11 protein-coding genes are annotated in these 17,184 nt (G+C 49.9%); 3 read left to right on the forward strand and 8 right to left on the reverse strand.

Annotated elements, in window-relative coordinates; all coding sequences use genetic code 11:
• Window positions 1–68 precede the first annotated feature (68 nt).
• The 6 genes from KDN34_RS14325 to KDN34_RS14350 form a co-directional block, all read right to left on the reverse strand.
• Window positions 69–992, reverse strand: a complete 924-nt coding sequence (locus tag KDN34_RS14325) for an IS5 family transposase (protein ID WP_212594391.1) — start codon at window positions 990–992, stop codon at window positions 69–71.
• A gap of 375 nt (window positions 993–1,367) precedes the next feature.
• On the reverse strand, window positions 1,368–1,952 hold the full coding sequence (locus KDN34_RS14330) for a class I SAM-dependent methyltransferase (protein ID WP_212594392.1): 585 nt from the start codon (window positions 1,950–1,952) through the stop codon (window positions 1,368–1,370).
• Between the two features lie 107 nt (window positions 1,953–2,059).
• Window positions 2,060–3,043 carry an acrylyl-CoA reductase (NADPH) gene (gene acuI, locus KDN34_RS14335; RefSeq protein WP_212594393.1) on the reverse strand — a complete coding sequence of 328 codons (984 nt, stop codon included), beginning with the start codon at window positions 3,041–3,043 and terminating at the stop codon, window positions 2,060–2,062.
• A gap of 173 nt (window positions 3,044–3,216) precedes the next feature.
• Entirely contained in the window at window positions 3,217–4,257 is a 1,041-nt protein-coding gene (locus tag KDN34_RS14340; RefSeq protein ID WP_212594394.1) for an IS481 family transposase, read from the reverse strand.
• A gap of 293 nt (window positions 4,258–4,550) precedes the next feature.
• Window positions 4,551–6,275 (reverse strand): ubiquinone-dependent pyruvate dehydrogenase, encoded by a 1,725-nt coding sequence (gene poxB / locus KDN34_RS14345; protein WP_212594395.1) that lies wholly within the window; start codon window positions 6,273–6,275, stop codon window positions 4,551–4,553.
• A 256-nt stretch (window positions 6,276–6,531) separates the two neighbouring features.
• A complete protein-coding gene (locus tag KDN34_RS14350; RefSeq protein ID WP_212594396.1) occupies window positions 6,532–7,146 on the reverse strand; it encodes a YitT family protein in 615 nt (204 codons plus the stop codon).
• 491 nt (window positions 7,147–7,637) lie between these two features.
• On the opposite strand from KDN34_RS14350, the gene KDN34_RS14355 reads away from it, so the two are divergent.
• From KDN34_RS14355 to KDN34_RS14365, 3 genes are all read left to right on the forward strand, one after another.
• Entirely contained in the window at window positions 7,638–9,161 is a 1,524-nt protein-coding gene (locus KDN34_RS14355) for an alkaline phosphatase (RefSeq protein WP_212594397.1), read from the forward strand.
• 16 nt (window positions 9,162–9,177) lie between these two features.
• Window positions 9,178–10,809, forward strand: a complete 1,632-nt coding sequence (locus KDN34_RS14360) for an alkaline phosphatase (protein ID WP_212594398.1) — start codon at window positions 9,178–9,180, stop codon at window positions 10,807–10,809.
• A 62-nt stretch (window positions 10,810–10,871) separates the two neighbouring features.
• Window positions 10,872–11,573 (forward strand): hypothetical protein, encoded by a 702-nt coding sequence (locus tag KDN34_RS14365; protein WP_212594399.1) that lies wholly within the window; start codon window positions 10,872–10,874, stop codon window positions 11,571–11,573.
• A gap of 53 nt (window positions 11,574–11,626) precedes the next feature.
• On the opposite strand, the gene KDN34_RS14370 is transcribed toward KDN34_RS14365, so the two are convergent.
• Window positions 11,627–13,726, reverse strand: coding sequence for a TonB-dependent siderophore receptor (locus KDN34_RS14370; RefSeq protein ID WP_212594400.1), 2,100 nt, complete (start codon window positions 13,724–13,726; stop codon window positions 11,627–11,629).
• 143 nt (window positions 13,727–13,869) lie between these two features.
• Window positions 13,870–16,968: a bifunctional diguanylate cyclase/phosphodiesterase gene (locus tag KDN34_RS14375; RefSeq protein ID WP_212594401.1), complete on the reverse strand. Its 3,099-nt coding sequence runs from the start codon at window positions 16,966–16,968 to the stop codon at window positions 13,870–13,872.
• Window positions 16,969–17,184 lie beyond the last annotated feature (216 nt).

Genomic DNA, 17,184 nt, shown 5'->3' on the forward strand with positions numbered 1-17,184 from the left:
TGTTGATACTCATGGCTTTGTTTCCTAAATCGATCCAGCGAAAAAAACTCCCTATGATTGTTTAATTGTTAAACTACATAGTGAGTTTTGGGCATGCCTAGCCCTGTGAGTTTGTTCAACGCCTTTATCATCGCGTAAGTTTCTCCTACCTGAGCGTTATAATTTCGCAGGCTTAATCTGCCACCAAGTAGTTGCTTAATCCTGTACATGGCAGTTTCTGAGATTGACCGACGATGGTAACCATACCGTTTTTTCCACTGTTTATTTGAACCATGAAGCTGTTGCCAACTGACCGCTAAGTTACGCGGATGACCTTGTTCCCAGAGCGCGGCACCTTCCCTCGGTGGAATGAGTACCAAAGCCCGTTTTCTACGAACGGCATCGTGACAGGCTCTTGTGTCGTAAGCACCATCACCTGAGATATTGCGGATTTTGCGATGGGTTTGCTTGAGCAAATTCGGCATAACTTCAGCGTCAGTGACACCGGATAAACTCAGTTCCGCAGCAATAATTTCATGGCTATGTGTATCGACGGCAATATGCAGTTTACGCCATACACGGCGCTTGCCATCTGTGCCATGTTTCTTCACTTTCCACTCACCTTCGCCATAAACCTTCAAGCCTGTCGAGTCGATAGCCAAGTGCTCAATCGTGCCACGCGTCTTGGTTTTAAAAGCAATCTTGACGGTTTTCGCGCGTTTGCTGATGCAAGTGTAGTGTGGGCATGAAAGCGGAATATCTGCTAGTTTAAAAACAGAGTTGATAAAGCCTTGTAACGCTCGCAGTGGCATAGAGAAAACACGTTTAACCATCAGCGCGGTGGTAATAGCTAAGTCGCTAAATACGTGTGGGCGACCTTTCCTTGGTTGCTCGGCCTTAGCTTTCCACTGGGCGATAGCGTCCTCATCAATCCAGGAGGTAAGTGAGCCACGATTGATCAGGGCTTGATTGTATTGCTTCCAGTTGGTTGTTTTATATCGAGGTTTTGGCACGATTGATGGGGGAGTTGATAGGCTATGCCGATCAGATCAGCCTCTATCGTTTTAGTTCAACCGATTTAGGAAACAAAGCCTCATGGATGACGAATCAGTGCGATTTGCGAAAATGACAAACCATAAGCCCGTAGCGTTTCGCGACGTGGGGCGTCGTCGGGGTTATAAGGGCGAATACTCATCTACGATGAGTGCGCTTATGAGCGCGAGCCATGGATGGCGAGCTGGCCGTTAAACATGGATGTTGTTGCGGGACGAGCATCGCCCTTTGGCTCTGGTGTGGAACGAGTAGTTCCACGACTTTCCGCTAACGCAGTTTGACATAGGCGCAGCCTATTTAGCCGTAGTGTGAGCACGCAAGCTCACAACACTCAATCACTTTTGTGCTAACAGCTGCAACACTGCACCAGTGCCTGTGTGTTTAACACCTTCAATCACCTGCCGATCTAACGCTTGCAGATGCAAGATATTCAGCGCCGCTAACTCGCTAGCAACTTCATCTTTATCCAACAGCATTTCTACGGCCTTGGGGCCGCCAGTGCCGAACTGTAACTGTCTTGGGGTATAACCTTCTAGCAGGAATACGCCGCCCGGTTTCAATCCATCAATCACTTGTTGATGCACGCGTTTACGCAGCGGTGCTGGCAGGTGACAAAAAATAGAGACGATAGCGTCCCACTGATTTTCACCAAAGCTGAACTGCGCCAGATCGGCCTGAATATAGTCAACGCTGACCCCATATCGCGCCGCCAGTTTCTTCGCTTTGGCAATGCCGACGGCGGACAGATCGACGGCGGTTACCTGATAGCCCTGTCGTGCCAGATAGACTGAGTTACGGCCTTCGCCATCACCGATACATAACACCCGCCCCTGAGGCAGATCACTGCTGTGTGCCAGCAAAAATTCGTTGGGTTCACTGCCGTACACATACTGCTCGGCACTGTAGACATCATCCCACATACTGCTTCCTTGGTTTTTGTAACAGTCACTGCAACCATAGCGGCGACCATGGTCGCCTTCTATAAATTTTTTCTAATGTATCATAAATGACAAACAACCGCACACGCTTAACGATTGACGTCCACCAGCACCCGCCCCTGAACTTTTCCGGCCAACAAATCACTGGCGGTGGCAATGGCTTCGCGCAGGCCGATTTCACGGGTGTTGTGATCGAGCATGGTTCTCGGCAGCCATTGGGCTAACTGCTGCCAGGCGGCAATGCGTTCGGCCTTAGGGCGGGTAACGCTGTTAATGCCCAGCAGACTGACACCGCGCAAAATAAACGGCGCGACCGTTGCCGGAAAATCCATGCCCTGAGCCAGACCACAGGCAGCCACGGCACCATCTGCTTTGGTGGCGGCGCAGGCATTGGCCAGCGTATGACTCCCGACCGAGTCCACCACCGCCGCCCAGCGCTCCTTGGCTAAAGGTTTCCCCGGTTGGCTCAGTTCGCTGCGATCAATGATGGCGCTGGCACCTAAGGCTTGCAGCGCATCCGCCAGTTCAGGACGCCCGGTAGCTGCGACCACCAGATAACCTTTGGCAGCGAGCAAGGCAATGGCAAAAGTACCGACACCACCGTTAGCACCAGTCACCAGCACTTCGCCTTTTTCGGGGGTCAACCCGTGTTTTTCCAATGCCATGATGCACAGCATGGCAGTGTATCCGGCAGTACCAATCGCCATGGCATCTCGTGCCGAGAAAGCATCCGGCAGCGGGATCAGCCAGTCGCCATTAAGGCGGGCAAACTGTGCCAGGCCTCCCCAGTAATTTTCACCGACGCCCCAGCCGTTCAGCAGCACTTTGTCACCGGCCTGATAATCTGGATGAGCGCTTTCAATCACGGTGCCCGCGAGATCGATCCCCGGCACTAACGGGAATTTACGCACCACCGGCCCTTTGCCGGTGATCGCCAGTCCGTCCTTGTAATTGAGCGTACTGTAAGCCACTTGAACCAACACGTTTTCGGGTGGCAATTGCTCGGCTGACAACTGCTGTAATTCACAGCGGTAACCTTGTTCATCTTTATTGATTATCAATGCGTTGAACATCTAGAACTCCCTGATCCAGGCGGTAAATGTGTGCAGCAGTGTAACCAGATTTGCATGCAGAAATGAAGTTAGCGATTAGTCCCATCAATTGAAGCCATTGGGTACTAAGCGTTAAGGTGTACTAGCTCAGACCTGATCTGACAGTTACCCATTTTTCTGGTGCCTCCGTCAGATTAGATTTGAGCTAAATTCTTTTCAGCCCAAATCGCTTTCCCATCAACGAGTGTCGCCATTGGTGTTCGGCCACAACACATTTTTCCCTGATGAGTCCGTTCATTGTTGTAATACGCCAGCCATTCGTCCAGATCTTTTTGCAGTTCCTCCATATTTCCGTAAAGCTTTTTACGAAACGTTACCTGATAAAACTCATTCAAAATCGTTTTATGGAAGCGTTCACAGATACCATTGGTTTGCGGATGACGCGCCTTAGTTTTGGTGTGCTCTATGTCGTTAATCGCTAGGTACAACTGATAGTCGTGTTGCTCTACTTTGCCACAGTATTCTGTTCCTCGGTCAGTCAAAATACGCAGCATGGGTAATGCTTGAGCCTCAAAGAACGGCAGCACTCGGTCATTGAGCAAATCAGCCGAAGTGATAGGCGTTTTCGTTGTGTACAGCTTGGCAAATGCTACCTTGCTATAGGTATCAACGAAGGTCTGCTGATAGATGCGACCAACACCTTTAAGATTGCCGACATAGAACGTATCTTGCGAGCCCAAATAGCCTGGATGGAAGGTTTCAATTTCACCACAAGCTTCATCATCCTGTTGCTTGCGTTCCAGCGCTGCGACCTGCGCATCTGACAAGATAATACCTTCTTGCTCGACCTTGGCTTCCAAAGCCTTTAAGCGCTTTTTGAAGTTCTCTAAATCGTGCCGCAGCCAGATAGAACGAACACCACTCGCCGACACAAATACGCCTGTTTTGCGCAGTTCATTACTGGTGCGTGATTGGCCGTGGGCAGGAAATGCTATCGCATGTGCGATGACGGCTTGTTCGGTTGCATCATCGACACGGTTCTTAAGGTTAGGCGCTCTTCTGGACTGATTGATAAGCGATTCAACACCACCACTTTCAACCAATTCCTGGTAGCGATAGAAGGTGTCTCGAGATACGCCCATCACCTTACAGGCCTTAGAAACGTTTCCCAGTTCTGCTGCGAGATTGAGTAAACCCGCTTTGTGTTTGATAATCGGATTGTTAGTATGAAGCATGAGAGTTGCCTTATGTTTTGATTTAAGATTCGACACCTTTATCAAAACGGGTAACTCTCATCTTTTCAAGATGATGTGTCAGATCTAGTCTGGACTAATACAGTTAAGGACTATCACCACAGCAAGCACCGGTGACTAGGAGTGCAAGGGGGCTCAATGAGCTGCGATGATTGGATAGAGGCATTAGGCCAAGCATGCCAGCAGAATTGAGCAATCGCGAACCCAAAAATAATCCGGTGAGGTCACCGGATTATCTACGTTGTCGTTAACTGAGTGGGACAGGCAATAAGCGCCTAACGGAACCAGTTGGTCTTACTCAATTCGACAATTTCATCGCCACGGCCGTTGATGATGGCTTTCATCATATACAGGCTAAAGCCCTTGGCGTGTTCAAACTTGATTTGTGGTGGCATTGCCAGTTCCTGCTTGGCGGTATCTACTTCGACCACTACCGGGCCTTCATCATCAAACGCATCCCGCAGCGCCTGTGGCAAGGCTTGCGGATCGGTCACATGAATGCCGCGCACACCACACGCTTCCGCAATGGCTGCAAAACTTGGGTTTTGCAGATCGGTATCGTGTGACAGATAACCACCAGCCTTCATTTCCATCGCCACAAAGCCCAGAGAACGGTTATTGAACACCACCACTTTGATCGGCAGTTTAAGCTGGCGCAGAGATAACAGGTCGCCCATCAGCATTGAGAAACCACCGTCACCACACATGGCGATCACTTGCCGCTGGCGATTTTCCGCCTGAGCCCCCATCGCCTGTGATAAAGCATTCGCCATAGAGCCGTGGTTAAACGAACCAATCAGGCGCCGTTTACCATTCATCTGCAAATACCGCGCAGCCCAGACTGTCGGGGTACCAACATCGGCGGTAAACACCGCATCTTCGGCAGCGGTTTCACTGATCAACCGTGCCAGATATTGTGGGTGGATCAGGTTGTGAGAAGTTTTCCCATTGGCCAGATCATCCAGATCTTTACGCGCGTCATGGTAGTTTTTCAGGCACTGATCCAGATGGCTACGTGAGCGGCCTTCGTCAATCAATGGCACCAATTCTTTCAATGTGTTTTTGACATCTCCCAGGACGCCAAAATCAATCTGGCAATGACGACCGAGTGACGCAGGATTGTTGTCCACCTGCAGAATGGTGGCTTTTTCCGGATAGAACGCCCGATAGGGGAAACTGGTGCCTAACAACAGCACCGTATCCGCCTGCCGCATCGCGTGATAACCGGAGGCAAAACCAATCAGACCGGTCATGCCGACATCGTAAGGATTGTCATATTCCAGATATTCTTTGCCGCGCAGCGCGTGAACAATAGGTGCCTGCAGTTTGGCTGCCAGCGCCACCACTTCATCGTGCGCTTCGGCACAACCGGCACCGCACAGCAGTGTGATGTTATTGCTGCTATTCAGCTTCTGCGCCAGCGTTTCAATGTCTGCTACGGCAGGTGTATAGGTGGCCGGCTTTGGCAGACTCCATTTAGGATTGACACCTTCCGGCATCGGCTTCAAAGCGACATCGCCCGGCAGCACGATCACCGCCACATCACGATGCAATATGGCCTGGCGCATAGCAGTCTCAAGAATGTATGGCATCTGCTCTGGATTGGAGACTAATTCACAGAACACACTACATTCTTTAAATAATTCCTGAGGATGGGTTTCCTGAAAATAGTTAGTGCCGATTTCAGCCGATGGAATATGAGCAGCTATCGCCAATACCGGCACGCGGTTGCGGTGACAGTCAAACAAGCCGTTGATCAAGTGCATATTGCCGGGACCACAGGAGCCCGCACACACTGACAATTCCCCGGAGATACTGGCCTCGGCGCCCGCAGCAAATGCCGCGGTTTCTTCATGCCGAGTCCCCAGCCACTCGATAGTACCGATTTTTCGTAGACTGTCGCTGATACCATTCAGAGAGTCACCGGTGACGCCCCACATCCGTTTAACACCCGCTTTGCTAAGAGTATCTGCAATGAAATACGCAATGCTTTGCCCCATAACGATATACTCCACTATTTAATATCACTAAAAACAGATTTTTAATTCAGTGATTCATTGTTTAATAGATGAATAGATTAAAATTCTCTTACCACACACATCATCCTCTCGTTAAAAAGTGTGCGCAAGATCAAATTTATGGGTTCGTTAGGGTAAGTTTTTATATCGATATAGCGTTGAATTCTATTCAGGCATAAAAAAGGCCCTTCAAATGAAGGGCCGGAATGAACTTCTCAAAGATTGAGAAACTCAGGGTTCAGAGTCCGCTGTAACGACCAGGTTTATGGTTAACAGCGAGAACAAAATTTGTCACAACGGCACCGAATACCGACAGTGCCAGCAGCCATGGGCTGATGATAAAGAACGAGGCAATCACGATTGAAGAATCCAATACCATCTGAAATTTGCCCGCGCGGATATTGAATTTATCCTGCAAATACAAGGCTAAGATATTGAAACCACCAAGGCTCGATTTATGTCTGAACATAATCAACATGCCTGCGCCCAACAACAATCCACCAATAACTGATGAATAGAACACGTTCACTTTGGAGAAGCCAAGTACCATCTCCATGTGATCACTCATGACCGACACAACGACGATGGAGACAAAAGTCTTGATGGTAAAAGCTTTACCCATCCGGCTCCATGCCAACCAGAAAAACGGCACGTTGAGTAACACAAACCACTGTCCAAATGTCAGTGGTGACAGGTGGGTTAATAATAGGGATAACCCCGCAGTACCACCTGTAAGTAAACCGGCCTGACGTAGAAAAAACACGCCCAGCGATACAAAACAGCTGCCGATAAAAATGGCAGAAATATCCTCGAGCAAGGAATGTCCCTGCTTGGGAGTTTGTATAGTTTCCATGAAAACACCGTTATTATAATGATTAAAATTGCACTAGAAGTGCCATTTTAGTCACCACTTTGCATAAAAAGATAGCGTCAGAATAAATCTGGCATCCGCGGTAGTGGCAAAATTATTGAACACGTTTGTAACATTCTGGTGCAATCAAAGAAAGTACGTTTTTGAGAACAATGAATTCTAAAATGTAGCAAATATCGTCTACAGCCATTGATTTAACTTATATTTACAGATAAACAATATAGTAAATTTATGGTTGATTGCAGCAAATTTCTGCAGCTAACAACGTTAACACAGTGGTGATTTCTACCAATTTTACACATTCGCTAAAGTTCACCCTGCCTTTTTCATCTATCTGCATAAGTGCCAGGTATCATCCCACCAAAATATTTAACAGTTAAGAAACATTAGTGTCATCTAAATCTTCCAAAATCGGTGCTGACCGGACAGATTGCCGGCACAAAATCACTACAGGAAATCACGCGAGGATAGCAATGAAAACCCGACCACAGGTTCTGACCGTGTTGGCTGCAGCGATGGCAAGTGCGTTTGTTTGCCACACCGCAAATGCCACCGTTTTGCCGACTTCTCAGACACAAAGCAGTTGGTTCACCGCAGGCGCTGACGCAGTAGCCGCCAAGGTTGCCGAAGTTCGTAACACAGGCACCGCCAAAAACATTATTTTCTTTGTCGGTGACGGTATGGGAGTTTCCACGCTGACTGCTGCCCGCATCTATCAAGGGCAAATGGCAGGGCATACCGGTGAAGAAAATCGCCTGAGCTTTGAGAGCTTTCCATACAGTGCACTCTCAAAAACTTATTCCGTGAATCAGCAAACGCCGGATTCAGCGCCGACCATGACTGCGATGATCACCGGCGTAAAAACCGAAGATGGCATGCTGTCGGTTTCATCAGACTCTATTCGCGGTAACTGCCTTTCCAGCAAAGGTAATGAACTGAAAACGGCACTGGAATTAGCAGAAGATCTGGGGAAATCCACCGGCGTTATCTCCACCGCCCGTATCACTCACGCCACCCCGGCCGCTACTTATGCGCATACACCAGAGCGTGACTGGGAGGCCGATACCAATCTGACCAAAGAAGCTGTCGCCAATGGCTGTCACGACATCGCTTACCAACTGGTGATGGATGCACCGGGAGACGGTCTGGAAGTCGCACTGGGTGGCGGCCGCAGTTATTTTCTGCCTAATACAGTGACCGATGGCGAAGGCGCCAAAGGTCGCCGCGCCGATGGTAACGATCTGACTGCCGCCTGGAGTGAAAAATTCTCTAATGCGGTCTATGTCTGGAATAAAGAAGCGTTTGATGCGGTTGATACCAGTACCACGGACCATCTGCTTGGATTGTTTGAAGCTTCTCATATGCAGTATGAAGCGGATCGTGCCGACGATGTGGCTGGCGAACCGTCATTGGCCGAAATGACCAGCAAAGCCATCGATATTTTGGCGAAAAACGACAAGGGCTATTTCCTGATGGTAGAAGGTGGCCGTATTGACCACGCCCACCACGCTGGCAATGCTGCTCGCGCCCTGGAAGATACGGTTGCGTTGTCTGATGCTGTGCAGGCGGCAATGGATAAAGTCGATTTACAGAACACCCTGATTATTGTCTCGGCTGACCACAGCCACACCTTTACCATTGCCGGTTATCCGGCCCGCGGCAATCCTATTCTCGGACTGGTGCATGAGCCGAATGATGAAACCATCAGCACTGCGCCTTCGCTGGCGGCTGACGGTCTGCCTTATACCACACTCGGTTATGCCAATGGTCCGGGGGCCAAACAAGGCGCGCGTGAAGACCTCACCGCCGTAGATACCACGGATGTGGAATTTATGCAGCAAGCACAAGTGCCGCTGAGCAGCGAAACCCACGCCGCGGAAGATGTGGCCATTTACGCCACCGGTCCGGGGGCCTGGCTATTCCAGGGCAACGTTGAACAGAACGTCATTTTCCATGTCATGAACCAGGCGGGCGCTCTGGGTGGCAGCAAGTACTGATTTGAGGGATGCAAAAATGAAATTGAAAGCAATTGTACTGGCCATGATGACCCTGTCTGCACTGACATTAGCGGGTTGTGGCAGCGATGGTGAAAAAGGGGCAACTGGAGCAACAGGTGCTACCGGCGCCGATGGCAGTAATGGACAAGATGGTACTGATGGTCGTGATTATACCGCCGCCAACGAGTGGTTTATGGCGGGGCAGGATGCAGTCACTAAAGCCAGCGGCAACAGCATCAGTGACTCGGCTGGCAAAGCTAAAAACATCATCCTATTTGTGGGCGATGGTATGGGAATTTCTACGCTCACCGCCGCCCGTATCTATCAGGGCCAGCAGCAAGGCAAAAGCGGTGAAGAAAACCGCCTCAGCTTTGAAACCTTTCCCTATTCCGGACTGGTGAAAACCTACTCTGCCAACCAGCAGACACCGGATTCCGCGCCAACCATGACGGCGATTGTCACCGGTGTCAAAACCAAAGATGGCATTATTTCAGTATCGGATGCCGCAGTGCGTGATCAGTGCAGTACCAGCACTGGCCATGAGGTGATGACCGCCCTGGAGCTAGCAGAAATTGCCGGCATGAGTACCGGGATCATTTCTACCGCACGCCTGACCCATGCGACACCGGCAGCGACCTACGCCCATTCAGTCGAGCGTAACTGGGAAGCTGACAGCGATATGCCGCAAGCGGCGTTGGATGCCGGCTGTAAGGATATCGCCTCACAACTGATTGATTTCCCTTATGGTGATGGTCCGGAAGTCGCGATGGGGGGCGGCCGTACCTACTTTATGCCGAATACCGAAACTGATCCTGAATATGGTCGGGCCGGTCGTCGCAATGATGGTCGGGATCTCACCACAGAGTGGACCAGCAAATACAGTGACGGCGCTTATGTGTGGAATCGTGCCCAGTTTATGAGTGTCGATACCAACAGTGTTAAACATCTGCTCGGTCTGTTTGAAAACAGCCATATGCAGTATGAAGCAGACCGGGTCAACGGTGATGGTGCCGGGGAGCCATCGCTGGCCGAAATGACCAGCCGCGCACTGGATATGCTGAAGCAAAACGACAGCGGCTATTTTCTGATGGTGGAAGGCGGCCGTATCGACCATGCGCACCATGCGGGTAACGCTGCGCGGGCGCTGGAAGACACGGTGGCATTGTCTGACGCGGTGCGCGTTGCCATCGAAAAAGCCGACAAAGACACGCTGATCCTGGTGACTGCAGACCACAGCCATGTGTTCACCATTGCCGGATATCCCGTGCGTGGTAATCCGATTCTCGGTCTGGTACGCGGTGTCGATGCGAGTGGTGCTGCCGCGACAACCTACAGTACCGACAGCAACGGCATGCCATACACCACCTTAGGTTACGCCAATGGTCCTGGCTTTGGCTTCGGTAGCGCCGCGGTCAATACTGACAGCAACCGCCCCGATCTGAACCTGTATGCAGTGACCGACGTTGATTACCGTCAGGAAGCCACGGTGCCACTGGGCAGTGAAACTCATGCGGGTGAAGATGTCGCCGTCTATGCCAAAGGGCCAGGCGCGCAACTGGTCACCGGTTCAGTGGAACAGAACATGTTATTCCATGTGATGAACTATGCCGCCAATCTGGTGGGTCGTGCAGAAGCGGCACAAAACTAATGCCCTGCCCTTGCAGGAACAGCTACCTCACGTAGCTGTTCCTTTTCGATTGGAGTTATTCGATGAAAATTCTACCAATGCTGCTGCTCCTGTGTCCCGCTCTCGTCAGTGCGACTGAGTTCTGTCCCGATGCCCGCCCAACGGACGCCTGGGGCGTCAGTTACCAACTCAGTGGCGACAAGCAGGGAACCTTGCTGTTATTGCGTCAGCAAGCGCAAACGGCTTTTTACAATCCACAAAACCAAATCGCCGAATGGTGGCGCTTTGATAATCCGAAACATCCGCAATTCAGCCGGGTATTTGGTGAAGCTAAGCGCCGCATCGATTACTACGCTGGCGATTTACGCACTCTGGGCGTACGGGTGTCTCAGGCCGAAATCGAGAGCTTTACTTCAGAACATCTGCGACAGGTGCTGACCAAGGTGCCCCAATCGAGCTGTACCACTGCCGAAGCCTACGAAGGTGAATATCAGCAGGTACATTATCAGCTGTTATGGAGTACCACTTTAGGTCTGCCTTTAGTGCTGGAAACCGAGGTCGGGGGCAAAGTCAGCCGCTGGCAAGCACAGCAACTGCTCACCAATGACACCGTGAAACAACAACTGCAGCAATGGCAGCGCTATCAACGCACTGATTTCGCAGACGTGGGTGACAACGACCAAGACCCATTTCTGGCAAAAATGATCAATCAGGGGTTTGTTGAACACAGTGAACATGCGGCATATGACAGTCATGGCCATCCACTGGGCAATCATGGCCATTAAGCGCCAACAGGTAAAAGCCGATGTCTACACATCGGCGTTTACTCTATGCAGACTTAGAAATGGTAGGTAACAGAGGCATAGACCCGGCGGTGTTCACCGGGGAACAGACCGGTCCGGTTAATCAAACCACTTACCGCGTAGGCTTTATCAAACAGGTTTTTGATGTTGAGCTGGAATTGCCATTGCCGCCAATGCGTTTGCCAGGAAGCGTCAAATACCGTGTAGGGTTTAATCCGCCCACCTTCCTGATCAAACTGTTCACTGACGTAATCAGCCCCAAACGCAATTGCTGAATCAATCGCGGCAATATCATAACGTGTCCATAAGCCCAATTGATGTCTGGGGGCATTGGCAAAGCGGTTGCCATAGGTACGGCTGATACCATTAGTGGCATCCTTTACCACGGTATCGTTGTAGGCATAGTTCAGATTCAATACCCAGTGTTCGGTGAGATCGCCCATCAGATCCAGCTCTACCCCTTGGCTGCGGACTTTACCCAATGCCAGCAGCTTGTCAGTATCGTCCGGGTCTGTCTGCAGAATGTTTTCCCGCACTATGTGATAGGTCGCCAAGTTGAGGTTTACCGCGTTATCAAACCAGAAGCTACGGATGCCGGCTTCTGCCAGCTGGCTTTCCTCTGGATCAAACGGCCCGCCCTTGCTACTGAGTTGGCTGCCAGCATCCTGAGGCACAAACCCTGTTGCCCAGGTAACATACGGGTGTAAGTGGTCATTGATCTTATAGGTACTACCGATGCGGTAACTCAACCCGGTATCATCGTAGTTGTCGCGAGTTTCTTGAATATTATCAACAATTTTGTCATCAAAACCATCGAGGCGTAATCCTGCCAGAACATCCCAAGCGTCAGTGATCCGCCACTGATCCTGCAGATATAAACCGTATCGCACTGCGGTCGTATCTGAATCCGTATTCAGCTTTAACTGGTAACTGTCGACGTCAGTCACGCCGTATTGAGGGTCGGTATAACTCAGACCTAACACGCCACCAGAAGCCGTGGCCCGCAGATAATAGAAGCCCTCTTTTTGCCGAAAAATGTCACCGCCAAAGAGCAAGGTATGTTGGCCTAACTCTGCAATCAAATTGCCGGTAACTGAACCCGCTTGGGTGTCGCGGGTTTGATCGCGATATTGACGTTCGGTCCAGTCAGCAACACCATCACCATCGGTATCGTCCATACTCACGGGTTCGTGATATTTCTGTACCTCCGTGTTTTCAAAGTAACGGACCGTGAGATTACCACTGAGCCAACTGTTCATGTCGTGGTCGAGTCGCGCCTGATAAACCGTGGCATCTAACTGTTGATAGTCAGACTGTTCATTGCTATTCCACTGCATGCTGGCGAGAAAATTGCCATCTTTATCTGCGGGGATCCCTCGTAGACGTGCACCGCCATAGTTTTGATGCACATCAGTGAGTTGCAGCATCAGCGTGGTGCTATCGCCCATATCGAAGGCATATCCGGCATCAATAATCCGGTTACCTTGATCGGTATTGTAGCGGTAAGGATTCTCGTGATCCTGATAAACGCCCAGGCGATAACGCTGGTCGCCACTGTCGGTGACGGGGCCGGTTAACTCCATGCTACCACTGACAAAATCGTCGTTACCGACTCCCAGTTTGATGCTGTTGTTACGCTGATAAGCCGGCTTTTTCGTGACATAGTTGATCAGTCCGCCGGGGGAACCGGCACCATAAATCGCGCCGCTGGGACCTTTTAGCACCTGTACTTGCTGGATATTAAACAGTTGCGGAATGGCAAAACCGTTAAACGGATCGCCGCGAACACCGTCATAGAGAATTTCGTCCTGATGAAAACCGCGGAAAGTGACAGCCGAGTAGGCATACTGACTGACGCCACTGATGGAACGATACAGATCTGTCACTTCCAGCGCCGCCTGATCTTCTATCAGACTTTCCGGCAGGATCTGAATTGACTGAGGTGTACGTTCAATCGGGGTGTTGGTGCGGGTTGCTAAGGAACCATCGTCCTTACGATAAAGCGACTGAGCACGACCGGTCACCGTAAGACGCTCCATACTGGCATCCTGACGGGTAGCACTGTCGTCAGCTAGTCCCGGCAATGAATACAACACACTAATAATCGCGAGATAAATGGGAGAGATAGGCTTCATTTCGTATCCTGAATATAAGCACCTCATAAATTTTGATGCGATCGTAAATGATAGTAGTTATCATTTCAATTAATATATTCAGATAAAGCGACGCCCAATCTCAAACGGTGAGATCACTAACCGTGGCAGCAGAAAGCGAGGCTTTAGTGTGGCTGAGAACTGAAATAGCGCTGTTGGAATTGAGCCGCTGTCACCGGCTTAGAAAACAGGTAGCCCTGGAAATAGTCACAGTGCAGATTACGCAGATAAGCCTTCTCTTCGATGGTTTCCACCCCTTCCGCGACCGTATGTAAGCCCATCGTGATGCTGAGTGAAATAATGGCGCTAACAATCCCTTGTTTCTTCGGATTATGATGAATATCGGTCACAAACGCTTTATCGATTTTCAATGTATCGATAGGAAAATCATACAGATAGGCAAGACTAGAATAGCCGGTACCAAAATCATCAATCGAAATACTGACGCCGATGTGCTTTAACGCTCTTAAAGTATTGACGGTATAGTCCAGATCGCCCATCGCCACTCGTTCCGTCACCTCCAGTTCTAACCATTGCGCAGGCACCTGATAACGATCCAGCAGGTAGATAATCTCATCAACAAATTGTGGACGCTGAAACATCGGCAGAGACAGGTTGATGGCAATCGGGCATGGCGTAAAGCCTTGCTGCCGCCAATCACTGAGCTGACGGATGGCCGCCTCGAGCACCCAACGGTCGATCATGACAATCTGCCCGGATTCTTCGGCCAGAGGAATAAAATGCCCAGGTGCCAATTCACCCCGCTGCGGATGATACCAACGAACCAAGGCTTCAGCACCAATCAGGGTGTCGTCCTGAATATTCACCTTTGGCTGGAAATGCAGACATAACTCATTGTTATTAATCGCTAATGCGAGATCATGCTTGAGATTGAGTTTTTCCAGCGCATTAGTTTGCATATCGGCGGAGAAAAATACATAGGTGCCACGCCCGGCACTTTTAGCACGGTACATCGCCGCATCGGCACTGCCTACCAGATGATCAATGGTGATGCCATCGGAAGGGGAAATGGCAATCCCGATACTGCAACCAATGTTGATCACTTTATCGCCCACTTTCACCGTTTTGCTCACTGTGGCTATCAGCGCTTGCGCCAACTCAATCGTGGCGACACTGTCGTAAGGCGTCAGTAACAGGAATTCATCGCCACTGAAACGAAACAGGGCATCATCGACATCAACCTGCTCTTGCAGACGTAGGGCAACGGCTTTGAGCACCTCATCACCAAACTGGTGCCCCATCGCGTCGTTCACATGTTTGAAATCATCCAAGTCGATGAACATCACCGCCAGTGAACGTCTGGTTTTTTCAGCCTGATTACTCATTTTAAAGAACACATCACTGAGCCTGTTGCGATTGGGCAGGCCGGTCAGGGTGTCAAAGTTAGTCAGTCGGCGGGCATATTCTTCGGCCTGATGCTGACGCGTCACGTCTTCCATCACGCCAATAAGATGCTTAATTTCACCACGTTGATCCGTCACAGTAGAGATGGTGCCGCGCTGCAAATACAGTTCGCCATTTTTACGTTTGTTCCAGAACTCGCCGGACCAACTGCCTTTATCCAGTATGGATTGCCACATGTCACGATAGAACTCATCGGACTGCTTTGAAGATTTCAGCAACCGCGGATTTTTGCCCATCACTTCATCCACAGTGAAGCCGGTGATCCGACAAAATGACGGGTTAACGTTAATGATGTTACCTTCAGGATCGGTGATCACTATCGCTTCCTGGCTATATTCAAACGCTTCGTAGCCAAGTTGTAGCTTGATATGGTCATCTAAGGAGGTCAGCGCGAAGCTGATGTCTTTTACCAGGTCTTCAAACAACCGGTGGATATCATCATCAAAAATGGCTCCGCGACTGTCGAAAACCGTGAGCACACCGTGGATGTAACCAGAGCGATAGATAGGAAATGACACTACGGTGTTGTAATGGCAGTTCCAGTCGCAACCGCTGCAGCAACCGGTGTATTGCAAAGCACTGTAGCCGCTGCTGTCTAACACCCGATCCAGTTCTAGCGGAAATGCAGTGCCGCCATGAGTGCAATCATGTTCGGGATAGACATATCGCCAGTCAACGGCATAGGTATGTGGTTTCTCAGGTTGCCCGGTATAAGGTTGAAAGACGGTAATGCAGGTCTGCTCCAGCCCGATATCTTCGGTGATAATGCGACAGACTTTACTGAAAATTTCCTGCTCGGAGCTGTCAAAACCAATAAGATTCTGATTAACCGTGCTTAATGCTTCAAACATCTGGCGGCTACGACGACTGCGATTAAACGCCGCGACTTTTTCATTGATCAGCACGCACACGGCCAGTTTGACGCTAAACACGACAAAGATAAAAAATGCCAACAAGACAAAATCGTTTAAGCGGGATTCCAGCCCTTCATCTATCGCCGTCGTCTGCATTGACCACAATGCCACCAGCCCCACACTGCATAACACTAGGCTATTAAATCTGATAGAAAAGCTGACGGCATACAGAGCTAATATAAACACCAGCAACAAGATTTGTAGCGGAAGTTTATGAGCAACAACAGGATAATGGCTAAATGTCCAGACAGAAATCACCAAAGCCAACGCCCAATAAAACCCGGCCTGAAGAGAATTGTCCTGCTTTGCATACCGGTCCGTCGGCATAAAAACACCGTAAACAAACAGCGGTGTAAATAATAAGGCCGATAAGCCAAGGTTGCAGATCCACCTCGACCATTTCAGTACATAGGCATCAACCCCGGCGACCGGCAACAATGCCGGGAGATGACTGACAATAAACGCTGGCAGGATCGCGCCAACAAATAGCAGTTTCACCATGCCCTCAAAGGTGGAAAATCCTTGAAAGCTTTGGCTAAACATTTGTAGTAGCCAAGCCCCCAGCAATCCTTGGGCGACCACAGTGATTGCCAGTATGACAGCCGCAGATAGGGGTTCATGATAAAAAGTGATGCTGGCGACGATGCTCAGCAAAGACACGCCAACAATGGGCCAGAAATCGTTAGGGACCGGTTTGGGTTTGACCACGCGCAACGCCAGAACCAACGCCCCTGCTGCATCAAAATGTACTAAGAAATGGGATTGTTGGAACAATAATCCCAACGCTACGGTAAGCACGCCATAAGCAACAACAATAAGTAAACTGGTAAGCTGCGCCGAGCCGTCGCTTATTACTTTTAGTTGTGCCACTAATTGGCGAATCATAACGTCATCCTTAATCCTGCCAACAAATGCTTTGGCTACAACCCATTGTGATATGAACCGCTTAAACCCGACGCGCTAACTGCGAAGGTTGTTAATTCTATACCCGTAACAAATCCAGGGCATTAAATGAGTAGGTTAACATCTTGATTGAATATTAACCACGGATAATATTTAACCAAGATCAAACATTTACGTTTCTTTATAAACGCTACCGAT

The organism is Shewanella yunxiaonensis, from assembly GCF_018223345.1.
Classification (GTDB): Bacteria; Pseudomonadota; Gammaproteobacteria; order Enterobacterales; family Shewanellaceae; genus Shewanella; species Shewanella yunxiaonensis.

Coding starts and splice junctions, on each gene's coding strand:
- KDN34_RS14330 (WP_212594392.1), bottom strand. CDS start 1,952: ATGTGGGATGATGTCTACAGTGCCGAGCAGTATGTGTACGGCAGTGAA.
- acuI (WP_212594393.1), bottom strand. CDS start 3,043: ATGTTCAACGCATTGATAATCAATAAAGATGAACAAGGTTACCGCTGT.
- KDN34_RS14340 (WP_212594394.1), bottom strand. CDS start 4,257: ATGCTTCATACTAACAATCCGATTATCAAACACAAAGCGGGTTTACTC.
- poxB (WP_212594395.1), bottom strand. CDS start 6,275: ATGGGGCAAAGCATTGCGTATTTCATTGCAGATACTCTTAGCAAAGCG.
- KDN34_RS14350 (WP_212594396.1), bottom strand. CDS start 7,146: ATGGAAACTATACAAACTCCCAAGCAGGGACATTCCTTGCTCGAGGAT.
- KDN34_RS14355 (WP_212594397.1), top strand. CDS start 7,638: ATGAAAACCCGACCACAGGTTCTGACCGTGTTGGCTGCAGCGATGGCA.
- KDN34_RS14360 (WP_212594398.1), top strand. CDS start 9,178: ATGAAATTGAAAGCAATTGTACTGGCCATGATGACCCTGTCTGCACTG.
- KDN34_RS14365 (WP_212594399.1), top strand. CDS start 10,872: ATGAAAATTCTACCAATGCTGCTGCTCCTGTGTCCCGCTCTCGTCAGT.
- KDN34_RS14370 (WP_212594400.1), bottom strand. CDS start 13,726: ATGAAGCCTATCTCTCCCATTTATCTCGCGATTATTAGTGTGTTGTAT.
- KDN34_RS14375 (WP_212594401.1), bottom strand. CDS start 16,968: ATGATTCGCCAATTAGTGGCACAACTAAAAGTAATAAGCGACGGCTCG.